This is a genomic window from Aeromonas sp. QDB30, from assembly GCF_027707645.1.
Lineage (GTDB): Bacteria > Pseudomonadota > Gammaproteobacteria > Enterobacterales > Aeromonadaceae > Aeromonas > Aeromonas caviae.
Genome location: NZ_JAPCIY010000039.1, coordinates 1 through 16,155 on the forward strand (window position 1 = coordinate 1; position 16,155 = coordinate 16,155).

A 16,155-nucleotide genomic window follows, 5' to 3' on the forward strand; every position below is an offset into this window, starting at 1 on the left:
TTCCGGATTGTCCTACAGCAGAAGGATCGGTCAATGGATCCTTAACTGATCAGCATTGCCGCATGGCGGGGCTTTTTCTGTTCACTGCCCCGCCCTTTCTTAATCCATGTCAATTCCCAGGCAGACGGCGCTTGCCAGGCCTTGACCTTCTCCTTTCGGCAAGGTTTAGATTCGGCCCATCCGTCACAGGGAAGCCACCCATGCTCTCATCGAGATTGCCCACCACGTTCATCGCCCGGCTATTGCTGGCGCTGGTGCTCGTCTGCAATCTGACCCTGTGCATCAGCTGGCATGGCGCGGCCACCGCCCTCCCGGGTGAGACCCAGGATGCCCTTCCGGCATCCTCCCCCTTGTCTCATGCGCTGCACGAGAGCCCGCCTGTGCAGCACGCCGCCATGAACCATGGCCAGGCCGACACAATTCCCCTCTCCTGCCATTCGGGCACCATGAGCCAGAGTGCCCCGTCTGGGGGGGAATGCCAGATGCAGGCCGGCTTCTCCGGTGCGGCCAATGCCCCGCCCCTGCTCGGCATGCTGTTGTCACTGCTGCTGATCCCCCTGCTGCTGCTCCCCTCTTCGTGGCATGTCGGCTCCCTGCTCGACAACTGGCTGAGGGATCCCTTCCTGCGCCTGCGCGGTACCCATCCCCCCTCCTGGCCCAGACGGCATCTGATGCTCTCTGTGCTGCGCCATTAGAAACCTCTTCTACCCCAGCCTGGGCAATGGTTCGCCATTGCAACAAGTGCCGTGCACCGGCCGACTCGTCGGCAGTGCTCCGTTTGCCGCCCAACCCGTTCGCTGTGATTCGAGTGTTGCGTGACGCAGGTGCGTGAATAACGCCTCTGCCCCGCCCCTGGACACGACGCTCATGCAGGAACCCGGTCAGGCGGCCTGATAGAAGAGAAGATGTAACCATGTCATCAGCCAAGATTTTCGCCGTTGCCGGCGCCCGCGCCTCCCGTTCGACTCGTGCCGGAGGCCTGCGATGAACAAGACCCTGATCCTGTCGACTCTGATGCTCGTCCTCGGGGCTGGCGGCGGTTACTGGGCCGCCACCAAGATGGGCGGCGCTACTACCGCCAAGGAGAAGGCCCCCCTCTACTGGGTCAATCCCATGGATCCCCGCGACAAGCGCGATGCCCCCGCCAAGGACAACATGGGGATGGACTTCATCCCCGTCTATGAAGAGAAACAGGGCGGCTCGCCGGGCACCGTTACCATCAGCCCCGAGATCCAGCAGAACCTGGGGGTGCGGCTGGCCAAGGTGGAAAAACTGCCCGTCCACCAGCAGATCGAGACGGTGGGCTATGTGGGATATGACGAGGAGCGCCTCGAAGCCATCAACTCCCGGATGGCGGGCTGGATCCGCAACCTCGCCATCAAGAACGAGGGGCAGCAGGTGGCCAGGGGCAGCTTCATCTACGATCTCTACGCCCCGGATCTGGTGAACGCCCAGCACGAGTACCTGCTGGCGCTCAATACCACCAACCCGCTGCTGCTGCGCGCCGCCGAAGGCAAGCTCAAGTCCCTGCAGGTACCGGCGGATCAGATAGCGGCCCTCAAGCGCACCCGCAAGGTGCAGGAGACGGTGCGCATCTATGCCCCGAGCAGCGGCTATGTCTCCGAGCTCAAGGTGCGTGAAGGCCAGTATGTGGAGCCCGCCGCCCCCCTCTTCAACATCAGTACCCTCAAGCAGGTGTGGGTGAGCGCCGAGGTGTTCGAGCGCCAGGCCGCCCAGATCAAGGTCGGCGATCCGGTCACCATGACCCTGGACTATGCCCCGGGCCGCCGCTGGCAGGGTCGGGTGGACTACCTCTACCCGACGCTCGATGCCAGTACCCGCACCCTGCGGGTCCGCCTGCGCTTCGACAACCCGGACGAGTTCCTGAAACCCAACATGTTCGCCAAGGTGAGCATCGGCACCGGCAAGGGGGAACCCCGCCTGGTGGTGCCGAGCGAAGCGGTGATCCGCACCGGCAGCCAGGACCGGCTGGTGCTGGCGCTGGGAGATGGCAACTTCAAGTCGGTGGCCGTCACCCTGGGCCCCCAGTTTGGTGACAAGGTCGCCATCCAGGAGGGGGTCGAAGCCGGTGACAGCATCGTCAGCTCGGCCCAGTTCCTGCTCGACTCAGAATCGGCCATCGATTCGGACTTCCAGCGCATGACGGCGGTGCGTCCCATGCAGGTGTGGACCCAGGGCCAGGTGCAGAACATCGATCTCGCCGGGCGTACCCTCGGCATCTCTCACCAGCCCATTCCCGAGTGGCAGTGGCCCGCCATGGAGATGGACTTCACCGTGGCCGACGGCGTGGACATCAGCCAGCTGAAACCGGATCAGACCCTGCATCTGCAGGTGGAGCAGGAGGGGGACGAGTACCGCATCATCCAGATCCATGTGGAAGACAAACCGGCAGCAGACGAGCCGATGAAAGAGGCCAAGGGCGAGATGCCAGGCATGGAAGGCATGGATCACAGCCAGCACCAGATGGGGGATAAATCATGATCCCGGCCATGCTTCGCTGCATTGAGCACAAACCCAATCGGCTGCCAGCCCACCGAATGAGAGGAGCCCAGTCATGATCCCTGCCATCATTCGCTGGTCCGTCGGCAACCGCTTCCTGGTGCTGCTGCTGACCGTCATGCTCACCGCCTGGGGCCTCTGGTCGGTCAAGCAGACCCCGGTGGACGCCCTGCCGGATCTCTCCGACGTCCAGGTGATCATCAAGACCTCCTACCCGGGCCAGGCGCCCCAGGTGGTGGAGGATCAGGTGACCTACCCCCTCACCACCGCCATGCTGGCGGTGCCGGGGGCCACCACGGTGCGCGGCTACTCCTTCTTCGGCGACTCCTTCGTCTATGTGCTGTTTGACGACGACACCGACCTCTACTGGGCCCGCGCCCGGGTGCTGGAGTATCTGAGCCAGGTGGCCCCCAATCTGCCCGCCGGGGCCCAGCCCCAGCTCGGGCCGGACGCCACCGGGGTGGGCTGGGTCTACCAGTACGCCCTGGTGGACAAGAGCGGCAAGCACGATCTCAGCGAGCTCACGTCACTGCAGAACTGGTTTCTGAAATACGAGCTGCAGACGGTGAACGGCGTATCCGAAGTCGCCACTGTGGGCGGCATGGTGCGCCAGTACCAGGTGCGGGTCGATCCGGACAAGCTGCGGGCCTACGGCATTCCGCTCTCCCTCATCGAGACCGCCATCAAGCAGGGCAACCAGGAGACCGGCGCCTCCGTCATCGAGATGGCGGAAGCGGAGTACATGGTTCGTTCGAATGGCTACCTCAAGAGCGTCGAGGATCTGAAGCAGATCCCGCTCGGCACCAATGTGCGGGGCGCCCCCCTGCTGCTGGGTGACGTGGCCGACGTGGTGACCGGTCCCCAGAGCCGGCGCGGTATCGCCGAGCTCAACGGCGAAGGGGAAGTGGTGGGCGGCATCATCGTCATGCGTTTTGGCGAGAATGCCCAGCACACCATCGACGGGGTCAAGGCACGGCTGGCCGAGCTCAAATCCAGCCTGCCCGACGGGGTGGAGATCGTCACCGTGTACGATCGATCCGACCTTATCCAGCGCGCCATCGACAACCTCTCCGCCAAGCTGGTGGAGGAGTTCGCCGTGGTGGTGCTGGTGTGTCTCGCCTTCCTGTTCCACCTGCGCTCGTCGCTGGTGGTGGTCATCACCCTCCCTATCGCGATTTTGACCGCCTTTATCGTGATGCACCTGCAGGGGATCAACGCCAACATCATGTCGCTGGGGGGCATCGCCATCGCCATCGGCGCCATGGTGGACGGCGCCATCGTGATGATAGAGAACGTCCACAAGCACATGGAGCGGGAGGCGCTCACCGACAAGAACCGCTGGCGGATCATCACGGAGGCGAGCATCGAGGTGGGGCCGGCGATTTTCTTCTCCCTGCTCATCATCACCATGAGCTTCCTGCCGGTGTTTGCCCTGGAGGCGCAGGAGGGACGGATGTTCCACCCGCTGGCCTACACCAAGACCTACGCCATGGCCGCCGCCGCCGCGCTCGCCATCACGCTGGTGCCGGTCATCATGGGCTATTTTATCCGCGGCAAGGTATTGCCCGAGCAGGCCAACCCCCTCAACCGTGGCTTGAGCCAGGCCTATGTGCCCCTGCTCAATGCCGTGCTGGCCCGCCCCAAGACCACCCTCGCCGCCGCCCTGGTGGTCACGGTCGCGGGTTTCTGGCCGCTCCAGCACCTGGGCTCCGAGTTCATACCGCCGCTCGATGAGGGGGACATCATGTACATGCCCACCACGGCGACCAACATCTCGGTGGGCAAGGCGCGGGAGATTTTGCAGCAGACCGACAAACTCATCCGCACCGTGCCCGAGGTACAGAACGTGTTCGGCAAGGCGGGGCGCGCCGACTCGGCCACCGACCCGGCGGATCTGGTGATGATGGAGACCAGCATCCAGCTCAAGCCCCGCGATCAGTGGCGTCCCGGCATGACCCCGGAGAAGCTGAAAGAAGAGCTCGACTCCCTCATCCGCTTCCCCGGCCTCACCAACGCCTGGGTGCCCCCCATCAAGACCCGTATCGACATGCTGGCCACCGGCATCAAGACCCCGGTGGGGATCAAGATCGCCGGCCCCGACCTCAAGGTGGTCCAGCAGATTGGCCAGCAACTCGAGCAAATTGTCGGCAAGGTGGAAGGCGCTGCCTCCGTCTACGCCGAGCGGGTGGCGGGCGGTCGCTACGTCAAGGTGGATATCGATCGGCTCAAGGCGGCCCGCTACGGCCTCAACATCGCCGACGTGCAGGCGGTGCTCGCCACCGCGGTGGGCGGCATGGACGTGGGGCAGACCATTGAGGGGCGCGAACGTTACCCCATCAACCTGCGCTATCCCCAGAGCTATCGCGATTCGGTGGCCAGCCTCGAACTGCTGCCCCTGGTCACCCCCAAGGGTGAGCGGATCGCCCTGGCGGACGTGGCCCGGGTCTACATCAGCGACGAGGCGCCCATGCTGCGCAGCGAAAACGCACGCCTCAACGGCTGGGTCTACGTGGACATCCGTGGCCGCGACATCGGCTCCTTTGTGGCAGAGGCCAAGGCCGAGGTGGACAAGCAGCTGGTGCTGCCACCGGGTTACGCCCTCACCTGGTCAGGTCAGTACGAATACATGGAGCGGGCCATGGAGCGCCTCACCTACGTGGTGCCCCTGACCCTCGCCATTATCGTGCTGCTGCTCTATCTCGCGTTTCACCGCTTCCAGGAGGTACTGCTCATCCTCACCACACTGCCGCTGGCGGTGGTCGGGGGGATCTGGGCCGTCTGGCTGCTCGACTTCAACCTCTCGGTGGGCGTCGGCGTCGGCTTTATCGCCCTGGCCGGGGTGGCCGTGGAGACGGGGGTGCTGATGCTGGTCTACCTCAATCACGCCTGGGACGATCTGGTGGCCAGCGGCAAACCGGACAAGGCCGGCCTGCACCAGGCGGTCATTCACGGCGCCGCCCTGCGCCTGCGCCCCAAGATGATGACGGTGGTCACCATCATCGCCGGCCTTCTGCCCATCATGTGGAGCCATGGTACCGGCTCCGAGGTGATGCAGCGCATCGCCGCCCCCATGATAGGCGGCATGGTGACGGCGCTGGTGCTGACCCTGCTGGTGCTGCCCGCCGCCTACTACCTGTGGCGCAGCCGCACCCTGAAAACCCTTGAACACACGACGTCGCAGACGGATACCCCGGCTGCGCCCTGATCAACCGGACAACACAAACAAGGAAACCATCATGAACTACAAGACGCTGACGCTGACCCTGCTATTGGGCCTCGCCACCCACACCGGCCTGCAGGCCGAGGAGATGATGAACCACGAAGGACACGACATGAGCCAGATGGGGGAGATGGGCCAGATGGAGGGCATGCAGGAGAGGGTGATGACCAAGGGGATCATCAGCCGCATCGACACGCAAAACGGCAAGGTAGGCATCAAGCACGAGGCCATCGAGAACCTCAAGATGCCCCCCATGACCATGGTCTTCCAGGTGGCCGACCCCACCCTGCTGGAAGGGTTCAAGGTCGGGGACTCGGTGAGCTTCCACGCCGAAAGTCCGGCTGGAAAGCTCACGGTGACGAAGCTGCAGAAGCAGTAACCACTCACAAGGGCAGTAAAAAAACGGCGGGTTGAACCCGCCGTTTTGTTGTCTGCTTGTCAGCGCCGGGCCGATCCTCAGCCTCGAATGTGGTCGATAAAGGCGTCGATCTGTTCGCGGGTGCAGGCGGGGTTCATAAAGACCGCCTTCTCGCCGGCGATGTAGGAATACTTGCCGCGCTCGTCGTATTCCGAGTGCGCCACCGCCTCCACCCAGTTGGTGTAGAGCCCCACCTTGCCGCGTCCCTTGAACAGGCTGCGGTGGTACTCGGTGTTGCGTGCCAGCCGCGCCTTGTAGGCCGCATCCGGGCTGCGCGCCAGCTCGAAGGCGAATTCGGCCTCCGGGTCCTGCACCCACTCGGGGTTGTAGATCTTGAAGCCGACACTGGGCCCCTGATTCTCCTGGGCCACCAGCTTGACGTTGCCGAGCTGGCTTAACCGGAAGCGGAAGTAGTTGGCGTTTTGCAGGCAGTGGGCCAGCACGGTGCGATACCCCTCCACCCCCAGGTAGTTGAGGGCCGCGTAGGCACCGAACAGGCCGCTCGCCCCGCGGGAGCACTCGATGGTGGATTGCAGGTGGGTGTGGCCCTGGATGTCGCGTTCGAAGTAGGAGAAGTTCTCCGGATCGTTCTCCATCGCCTTGAGATCGCTCTGCTCTTTTATCATCACCAGGCTGGAGGTGTAGGGCACATAGCCCCACTTCTGGAAGTCCACGGTGAAGGAGTCGGCGTATCTGAGCTCGGCGAAGCGGCTCACGTTGCGCTCGATCCCCGCCAGGGTGGCGGCGTTGATGGCGAGGGGGTTGGCGGCAAAGTCGTAATCCAGAAAGAAGATCATCGACCAGCCGATGGCGGCGTCCACGTGGATGTGGGGTTTGACCGCTACCTCGAAGCGCTCGCAGAGGCGATCCCGCAGGTCCACCACGGGTTTGACCTGATCCACCCCAAAGGTGTCGGTGGTGCCCATGGTGAGCATGATGGTGGGCACCACGTGCTTCAAGGCAAAACAGGCGGTCAGGGTGCGCTCGAGATCCGCGAGATCGATGTCGTTGTTCTCCCCGACCTGGATGCGGATGGTCTTGTTCTCGATGTCCACCCCGAGCAGGGAGAGGTTGGTGATATTGGAGTAGTGACCGCCCTGGGAGTTGATGATGCGGTAGTCCTGATAGTGGCCGAGCCCCTTGTGCTTGGCTTCCGGCAGGCTCTTGCGGATGCCGAGCAGGTAGCCGTAGAGGTTACAAAACGTCCCCCCCTGGGTGAAGATGCCGGTGGCGCGGGCCGGGTCGTAACCCGCCAGCAGCGCTATCTGGCGCACCACCTTCTTCTCCAGCTCCTCGGCCACCCCGGCGTATTCGGAGTAGACCAGGTTGGGGTTGGCGAGAATGCCCATCTGGGCGCCATAGATGGCGGGATCCGCCGACATGGTGATGACGTTCTCGACGCTGGAGGGGTTTTCCCAATCCTTTGACAAGGCGCCGGCAAACAGCAGCTCCGCCATGGGCTCCCCCGGCGTGCGCATGGTGGCTGGCACCGGCATGGTTTCGCAGAGATCGGCCAGGCGGGCGCGACCATCGGGCCAGGCATTGAGCCGCGCATCCGGCGCCAGTCCACGGGCGCGAAACTCGTTGAGGGTGGCAAAGCCGGGCTCGCGAAACACCGGCCAGAGGTCGGGGTTGCGTGAGAAAAAGTGGGCTTTGACGGTGGCAAAACGACGGGCGAATTCGGGGGAGACGGCGTTGACGCCCTCATCTTTCAGATAGACCAAGTGATTCATTTTTATACCATTGATACTGCTGAGGTGCGGTTTTTATACTCCAGTGACACCTCTATCAACAGAGACAATAACTAATGATCTGCCCTACTTTTTGTCATGTTGGCGCCCTGACGGGCACCGCGCCCCCTCTTCCCTCTTTTCCCCTGTTCATCTTGTGATCCTGGTCATGGGCAAGGTCAGCGCAGGGCGGTCAGCAGCCATGCCGAAAACCCTTCCAGCTCGGGGTTGGCCGAAAACGTCGCCCGCCACTGACGCAGCAACTCGTCGATGGCCTCGGGACGATAGGCCACCCCGGGCAGGCGTGCGGCCAGGTCATCCAGGGGCGCAGGGTCCAGGGTGTCACTGAAGATCTGTGCCCGCCCTATCACCCCCTTCTCCACATCGAAATGCAGCTCGACCCCGCCCCAGGGGAAGCGCTCCTCCAGCAGGTGACTGAAGGCGGGAGCATGGCCGAAGTTCCACTCCCAGCTGCGTTGGCGGGCAAAGATCTCGGCAAAGCCGGGCAGGTCGGGCATCCGCTCGGGGGAGATATGCTCGGGCTGCACCACCTCACCGTGATGGGCAAAGAAGGCGTCGCACAGGGCCTGCACCACCTGCTCATGACCCAGGCCAGGCAACAGCTCGCCAAGGTTCGCCACCCTGCTTCTCACCGAGCTGATACCCTTGGCCGCCAGCTTCTTGGGGTCGGGATTGAGGTAGTGGGCGAGGCGACCAAGATCGGCGTCCAGCAGCAGGGTACCGTGGTGAAAGCCGCGATCATGGGTCTCCCGGTAGGCCGAACCCGACACCTTGCGATCCCCTTCCGGGGTCGCCACCAGCAGGTCGTTGCGCCCGGAGGCAAAAGCACTCACGCCTAGTCTGGCGAGGGCATCAATGACGATGGTGGTGGAGACGCTCTTGTCATAACCGGGCTTGCCCGCCATGAAGGTGAAACAGCTGTTGCCAAGGTCGTGGAACACGGCGCCACCCCCGCTGCTGCGCCGGGCCAGGGTCACCCCGTCCTCTTCCATGCGGCGGGTGTTGCACTCCTTCCAGGGGTTCTGGGCCCGGCCTATCACCACCGTATTGTCGTTGCGCCACAGGAACAGCACCCGCTGGGCCGGGTCCATCTGGCGAAAGATGCACTCCTCCACCGCGAGGTTGAACAGGGGATCGTGGGAGTCGGAGAGCAGCAGGCGCAAGGAAGACATGACAGGACCTTCTCGGAAAACAGGAAACGGATGACTACCATACCACCCTGAACGGAGGAAGGCGTCCCCCGACCGCCACAGGTCGACACCCGATAGGGGCAAGAGCATCAACTTCTGATACGACAGGAGAAGACAAGAGGGAATTGCCGAAAACACGCAGTTTATCATTAACAGGCGAGAAGAGAGGCGGCAGCCTCCCCTCCTGGAATGACACCTTATGCCCTTGTCACCGGGTCGGTGACGGGTTAACAAGGTTTCAAAACGAGCCGTGACGCCCATTGGCGTGATGAATGATACAAAAATGACTTTTACTGCCTCCCGCGCCCCATCTTATTGGGGCTTGCTCCCCTTGCGAATAACAGGAAATTGTTTGACTCTAGCCAGAAGAGCACCTCCCGAGAGAACAGCGGTATGACGGAGTCCGATGCATCTCGCCAGCCTGTACGCTGGCTTCTGCCCTTCTGGGTGATGATTGCCACCCTGACCACGGCTCCCCTCAGGGCGGATGAGCGCGTCATCCTGCAACTTCCCTGGCAGCACCAGTTCCAGTTTGCCGGTTACTACGCCGCCATCGCCAAGGGGTTCTACCGGGAGGCCGGCCTGCAAGTCACCCTGCGGGAGGCGGGGCCGGGCACCGACGTCATCAATGAAGTCACCACGGGTCGCGCCCAGTTCGGCATCCGCGGCAGCGATCTGCTGCTGGCCCGGGCAGCAGGTCGCCCTGTGGTGGTGCTCGCCGCCATGTTGCAGCACTCCCCCCTGATGCTCATTACCCTGGAGCGGCCGGATATCCAGACCCCGGGCGATCTGGCCAACAAGCGGCTGATGCTCGAACCCGGCTCCAACGAGCTGCTCACCTACCTGCATCGCTACACCCGCAGCCGGCAGTGGGATACCCTGCCCTACGAGAGGGGGGTACAGGCACTGCTGAGGGGCCAGGCGGACGCCATCAGCGCCTACAGCACAACCGAGCCCTTCACCCTGCAGCAACAGGGCATTCCCTACCGGGTGTTCAGTCCCCGCGACATCGGGTACGACTTCTACGGAGACAACCTCTTCACCTCGGAGAGTGAGGTCATCAACCAGCAGGAACGGGTCCAGCGCTTCTTGCAGGCCAGCCTCAAGGGGTGGCGCTATGCCATGGATCATCCCGAGGAGATGATCAACCTGATCCTGGAGCACTACCCCAGCGGGGCCGGGCGCGAGGCGCTCGCCTTCGAGGCCCGTGAAACCCGGGCCCTGATGCAGCCCGACATCATCGAGCCCGGCTACATGCAGCAGGATCGCTGGCAGCAGATCGCCCGCACCTACGAGGAGGCCGGGATGATCAAGGCGGTGCCCAACCTCACCCCCTTCCTCTACAACAGTACCCAGGCGAGCCTTCGCCAGCAGCGCCAACTGCTCGACAGGAGCGTGGCCATCGCCATGCTGATCTCTTTCTCCCTGCTGGCCCTGCTCGGCGTCTTCCTGCACCTCTATCTGCGTCTGCGGGAAGAGGCCAGTGACCGACAGCGGCTCACCCGGGAACTGGCCCAGCGCGAGCAGCACTACCGTTTCGTGGCGGAGAACAGCGGCGACGTGATCTGGACCATGGACACCGGCAGCCTGCGTTTTCGTTACATCAGCCCCGCCATCGCGTCCCTGAGCGGCTATGAGCCCGCCGAACTCTTTGCCCTCTCCCTGCGCCAGCTGCTCCCCGATGAGTCCTGGAAACAGCTTCGCGACGGCATCACCGCCTCCCTCGAGGCCTGGCAACGGGGGGATCATGGGCAGACCCGGTGCGTCATCCACTCCCAGCTGCGCCACAAGCAGGGTCATCTGGTGGCCATCGAGACGGTCACTACCTTGCATGGCAGCGCCAGCACAAGACCGGACGCCATTTTGGGGGTGACCCGGGATGTCACCGAACGTTCGGCCCGGGAGGAGATGATGCGCCGCCTCGCCTTCTATGACCCCCTCACCGGCCTGGCCAACCGCCGCCTGCTGCAACAGCGGCTCAAGGAGACCCTGGAGCAGGCTCCCCAGCAGCCCCTGGCCCTGGTCTTCATCGATCTCGACCACTTCAAACCCATCAATGACACCTTCGGCCACGAAACCGGCGACCTGCTGCTCAAGCTGGTGGCCGAGCGCATGGGGGAGTGCGTCAGGGAAGAAGATCTGGTGGCACGCCTTGGGGGGGACGAATTCGTCATCATGCTGCCCGATACGGATGCCTCGGCCCTCGCGGTCGCCGACAAGCTGCACCACTGCCTGCATCACCCCTTCCAGCTTGAGCAGCAGGCGCTGCGCATCTCCGGCAGCATAGGGGTCGCCCTCTATCCGGATCACGGCACCGACCCCAAGACCCTGATGCACCACGCCGATCAGGCCATGTATCAGGCCAAGCACCATGGCCGGGGCAGGGTCTGCCTGTTTTCCACCGGGCAGGATCCCCTCCCCGGCACCCTGCAATGGCAGCCCGCCCACGCATGCGGCCACCCCCGCATCGATGCGGACCACCGCCAGCTCTACCTGCTGGCCAACCGCTTGCTCGAGCACATGCAGGATCCCGGCATCCATCCGGATGCCTTGCTGGCAGACATGGCGCAGATATTCGAGATGGCGCGCCAGCACTTCCTCCTCGAAGAGCAGATCCTCGCGCAATATGGCTATGAGGAGCTGGCGGCCCATCGCCAGGAGCACCAGCATCTGCTGAAAAAAGCCGGTCAGCTGATGGCGGCCGCACAGGCGGGCCCCCTTGGCAACGACGCCCTGCTCAACTTCATCATCCAGGAGCTGGTCGTGGGCCACATGAGCCAGGCGGATCGCCGTTATTTCCCCCTGATGAAAACCTGCGATACCCGCGAGGCGGTGTGATGCCAGAAAACAGGGGGCACGTGCCCCCTGTGTTTACCTCTGACTTCGGCGAACGAGCAGGCTGTAGTAGAGCAGCGGGATCACCATCAGGGTGAGCAAGGTGGAGACCAGGATCCCGAAAATCAGGCTGATGGCCAGCCCGTTGAAGATGGGGTCATCCAGGATGAAAAGCGCCCCTATCATGGCCGCCAGCGCCGTCAGCATGATGGGTTTGGCTCGCACCTGCGCCGCCTCGATCACCGCCTGCTCGAACGCCATGCCACTCGCCCGCTGCTGCTCGATGAAATCCACCAGCAGGATGCTGTTGCGCACGATGATCCCGGCCAGGGCGATCATCCCGATCATCGAGGTGGCGGTGAACTGGGCCCCCAGCAGGGCGTGACCCGGCATCACCCCGATGAGGGTGAGCGGAATGGGGGCCATGATGATGAGCGGCACCAGATAGGAGCGGAACTGGGCCACCACCAGCAGGTAGATGAGGATCATCCCCACCCCGTAGGCCAGCCCCATGTCGCGGAAGGTCTCGTAGGTTATCTTCCACTCCCCGTCCCACAACAGCGCCACCTCCCCCAGCTTGTCGGGCTGATGTACGTAATACTGTGGCAGCGAGATGTCGGCACCGGCGGCAAACATGCCGTAGAGCGGGCTGTCGGTATGGCCGCCCATGTCAGCCACCACCATCACCATGGGCTGCATGTTCTTGTGCATGAGGTAGCTGGGGGCCACCTCGTCACGACGGCTCACCAGCTCGGAGACCCGCACCAGCTGGCCGCTCTGGCTGCGCACCTTGAGAGCCAGGATGCCGGTCAGATCCCGCTTGTCACCGGGGGCGAGCTCGATGCGGATCGGCACCGGATACTTGGCGCCTTGCCCTTGCAGCCAGCTGGCATCCTGATAACCCACGCCCCCGTTGAGGGTCGCCACCAGATCCCCGAGAACGACCCCGAGCAGGGCCGCCTGGGCGCGATCCACCACCAGCCGCCACTTGGGCTGGGGGTCGGCCAGATAGATGTCCACGTCCACCAGATCCGCCGTGGCCACAAAGCGGGCCTCTACGACGCGGGCAGCGGCTTCACGGGCGGCCTGCGTCGGGCCATACACTTCCGCGACAATGGGCGACCAGACAGGCGGTCCCGGGGGCACCTCCACCACCTTGAGGTTGCCCCCTGCCGCACTGGCGATGGCCTGCAAGGGCGCACGCACCGACCGGGCAATCTCGTGACTGCTGCGATCCCGTTCATGCTTGTCCACCAGATTGACCTGGATGTCCCCCACGTTGGCGCCGCTGCGGATGAAGTAGTGGCGCACCAGCCCGTTGAAGTTGATGGGGGCGGCGGTGCCGGCGTAGATCTGGTAATCCTTCACCTCGGGCACCCTGGCGAGCTCCCGACCCACCGCCAGCAGGGTGCGCTCGGTCTGCTCCAGGGTCGCCCCCTCCGGCATGTCGAGCACCAGCTGGAATTCCGACTTGTTGTCAAAGGGGAGCATCTTGAGCACCACCCACTGCACCACGGGCATGGCGGCCGCCCCCGCCACCAGCAGCAGAATGACCAGCCAAAGCTTGTGTCTCGCTCTTTTGGCACCCGTCCCCATCAGAAAGGGGGTCATCAGCCGGTGAAAGAGCCCGGCCTTGGCCTCCCCGTGGGCGACATGCCCCTCGCGCTTGAGCAGGTGATTGGCCAACCAGGGGGAGAAGATGAAGGCCACCAGCAGGGAGATAAGCATCCCCATGCTGGCATTGATGGGGATGGGGCTCATGTAGGGGCCCATCAGGCCGCTGACGAAGGCCATGGGCAGCAGGGCCGCGATGACGGTCAGGGTCGCCAGAATGGTCGGCCCCCCCACCTCGTCCACCGCGCCCGGAATGAGATCCTTGAGGGACCCCTTGCCCAAACCGCGATGACGGTGGATGTTCTCCACCACGACGATGGCGTCATCCACCAGGATGCCGATGGAGAAGATAAGGGCAAAGAGGGACACCCGGTTGAGGGTAAAGCCCCAAGCCCAGCTGGCAAAGAGGGTCAGCGCCAGGGTGATGACGATGGCAACCCCCACCACCAGCGCCTCGCGCCAACCCATGCTCACCAGCACCAGCAGCACCACCGCCGTGGTGGCAAAAATGAGCTTGCCGATGAGGGTGTTGGATTTGGTCTCGGCGGTGACGCCGTAGTCACGGGTCACCGTCACCTCGACGCCAGCCGGGATGAGTCGATTCTTGAGGCTCTCGACCCGTTCTTCCACCCGCTTGGCCACCTCGACCGCGTTCTGGCCGGGCTGCTTGCCGATGGCCAGGGTCACCGCCGGATAACTGCGATCCCCCTGCCCCATCCAGCTGCGCTGCACCGGGGTCTCCTGACCCAGCGAGACCCTGGCCACATCCCCCAGATAGACCGGCTTGCCGTCGTGCAGCCCCACCACCAGTTCTCGAGCCTCCTGCTCGCTTTGCAGGAACTGCCCCACCTGCACCTTGATCTCCCGGTTATCTTGCTCGATAGCCTGTGTCGTGCCCACCTGATTGGCGGCCGCAAGTCGCTGGCTCAGCTCGCCCCAGCTGATGCCATGGGCGCTGAGGGCCGCCGGATCCGGCATCACCCGCAGCACGGCGCTCTGGCTGCCCAGCGTGTAGATATCGCGGGTACCGGGAATGCGCTTGAGTTCGGTCTCCAGCTCATGGGCAACCCGGGTCAGATCAAAGGCCCCCAGCTGCTTGCTCCCCTCTTTGCTCCATAAGGTCAGACTGACGATGGGCACATCATCGATCCCCCGGGGTTTTACCAGTGGCTGACCGACTCCGATCCCCTGTGGCAACCAGTCGCGGTTGGAGTCGAGCTGGTTGTTGAGATCCACGATGGCCTGCTCCCGGCTCACGCCTACCTTGAACACCACCACCAGCAGGGCACCATCGGGTTGGGAGAAGGAGTAGAGGGTATCTATCCCCTTTATCTGGGAGACCACCTGCTCGGCAGGGGTGGTGACGAGGGACTCCACCTCTGCCGGGCTGGCCCCCGGGAAGGGAATGTAGACGTCGGCGAAGGTGACATCGATCTGGGGCTCCTCCTCCTTGGGAGTCACCAGCACGGCAAAGAGGCCGAGCAAGAGCCCCACCAGCGCCAGCAGCGGGGTGATGGCCGAGCCCTGAAACAGGGCCGCCAGCCGACCCGCCGGCCCCAGGCGGCCATGGTTGTCGTTCAGATCGCTACTCATGGGGCACCTCCTGTTGACGGCTCCAGGCATCGGGGGCCAGGGTGTCACCGCCCTTGAGACCCGCCAGGACCTCGCACAGCCCAGCCTCGCAGTGGCCGACTCGCACCGGGGTCAGGGCCCATCCCTCCCCCTCTTTGAGGTAAACGCCGTTGAACTCCCCCTGCCGCAGCAGGGCGGGCTCCGGCACTTGCAACACCTGACGCTCACCCTGTTTGAGCTGCACCTTGAGCCACATACCGGGCAGCACCCCTGCCGTGTTCGGCGGCAGATCGAGGCGCAGCCGGAAACTGTGGCTCTGGCTGTCGGCGTAGTTGAAGCGGGTCAGCTTGACGGGAGTCACGGCCTTGCCACCGGGCAGCAGCACCTGCACATCCGACGGCTGGCCGGCGAGAGCCAGCGCGGACTGGGGCAGCTCCAGCTCCACCCTCAGCTCGCCAAGGGAGAAACCGGATAGCAGCGGCGTACCGGGGGCCACCGTCTCCCCCAGCTCCACCAGCCGCCTGGTCACCACCCCGGCGTAGGGGGCGAGGATACGGGTATAGCCGTAGGCTTCCCGGGCCTGGATGAGGGCGGCCTCGGCGGCATTGACCTCGGCGCGGGCGGCCCGATCCGTTGCCTGGGCGTTGTCGAGCTGGGCCCGGGTGATCACCCCCTTGGCGATGAGGGCCTGATAACGGGTGAGCTGGCGCTCGGCCTCCACCTGCTGGGCCTGGGCCCTGGCCACTCGCGCCTCGGCGCCGGTCACGGCGGCAGACTGCTCCTTGCCGCTTATCTCGAGCAGGGGCTGCCCGGCCTGTACCTCGTCATTCACATCCACCAGCATGCGGGAGACGCGGCCACTGGTCTGGGCCGCGACCGTCCCCTGATGAATGGCGCTCACGGTACCGCTCAGGGTGAGCCAGTCGGTGACGCGCTGCGGGGTCAGCGTCAGCGACCCCTTGGCCTCCTCGGCCGCCACCAGGGTGGATGTCATGACCAGCAGGGTGGTCACCAGCAACCGGATTGTGTTCATCA

Annotated in this window: 9 protein-coding genes; 5 read left to right on the plus strand and 4 right to left on the minus strand. The window is 64.1% G+C overall.

Annotated features, from left to right (window positions below; genetic code table 11):
* Positions 1-200: 200 nt before the first annotated feature.
* The 4 genes from PG896_RS12680 (at position 201) to PG896_RS12695 (ending at position 6,119) form a co-directional block, all read left to right on the plus strand.
* Entirely contained in the window at positions 201-695 is a 495-nt protein-coding gene (locus PG896_RS12680; protein WP_052815050.1) for a hypothetical protein, read from the plus strand.
* A gap of 289 nt (positions 696-984) precedes the next feature.
* Positions 985-2,502: an efflux RND transporter periplasmic adaptor subunit gene (locus PG896_RS12685; RefSeq protein WP_052815049.1), complete on the plus strand. Its 1,518-nt coding sequence runs from the start codon at positions 985-987 to the stop codon at positions 2,500-2,502.
* A gap of 73 nt (positions 2,503-2,575) precedes the next feature.
* Positions 2,576-5,725 carry an efflux RND transporter permease subunit gene (locus tag PG896_RS12690; protein ID WP_270835772.1) on the plus strand — a complete coding sequence of 1,050 codons (3,150 nt, stop codon included), beginning with the start codon at positions 2,576-2,578 and terminating at the stop codon, positions 5,723-5,725.
* Positions 5,726-5,756: 31 nt separating this feature from the next.
* Positions 5,757-6,119, plus strand: a complete 363-nt coding sequence (locus PG896_RS12695; RefSeq protein ID WP_263719486.1) for a copper-binding protein — start codon at positions 5,757-5,759, stop codon at positions 6,117-6,119.
* Between the two features lie 77 nt (positions 6,120-6,196).
* On the opposite strand, the gene PG896_RS12700 is transcribed toward PG896_RS12695, so the two are convergent.
* Together PG896_RS12700 and PG896_RS12705 are read right to left on the minus strand one after the other, a co-directional pair.
* Positions 6,197-7,891 (minus strand): pyridoxal phosphate-dependent decarboxylase family protein, encoded by a 1,695-nt coding sequence (locus tag PG896_RS12700; RefSeq protein ID WP_263719487.1) that lies wholly within the window; start codon positions 7,889-7,891, stop codon positions 6,197-6,199.
* Positions 7,892-8,067: 176 nt separating this feature from the next.
* On the minus strand, positions 8,068-9,081 hold the full coding sequence (locus PG896_RS12705; protein ID WP_263719488.1) for a lipoate--protein ligase: 1,014 nt from the start codon (positions 9,079-9,081) through the stop codon (positions 8,068-8,070).
* A 468-nt stretch (positions 9,082-9,549) separates the two neighbouring features.
* Between PG896_RS12705 and PG896_RS12710 the strand changes: the two genes are divergently transcribed.
* Positions 9,550-11,937: a diguanylate cyclase domain-containing protein gene (locus PG896_RS12710; protein WP_270835781.1), complete on the plus strand. Its 2,388-nt coding sequence runs from the start codon at positions 9,550-9,552 to the stop codon at positions 11,935-11,937.
* Between the two features lie 33 nt (positions 11,938-11,970).
* Here PG896_RS12710 and PG896_RS12715 read toward each other — a convergent pair whose 3' ends face one another.
* Together PG896_RS12715 and PG896_RS12720 are read right to left on the minus strand one after the other, a co-directional pair.
* Complete coding sequence (locus tag PG896_RS12715; RefSeq protein WP_270835774.1) at positions 11,971-15,141, minus strand: efflux RND transporter permease subunit; 3,171 nt, start codon at positions 15,139-15,141, stop codon at positions 11,971-11,973.
* Entirely contained in the window at positions 15,134-16,153 is a 1,020-nt protein-coding gene (locus tag PG896_RS12720) for an efflux RND transporter periplasmic adaptor subunit (protein ID WP_052814678.1), read from the minus strand. Before PG896_RS12720 ends, PG896_RS12715 begins: the two co-directional genes overlap by 8 nt.
* Positions 16,154-16,155: the final 2 nt, after the last annotated feature.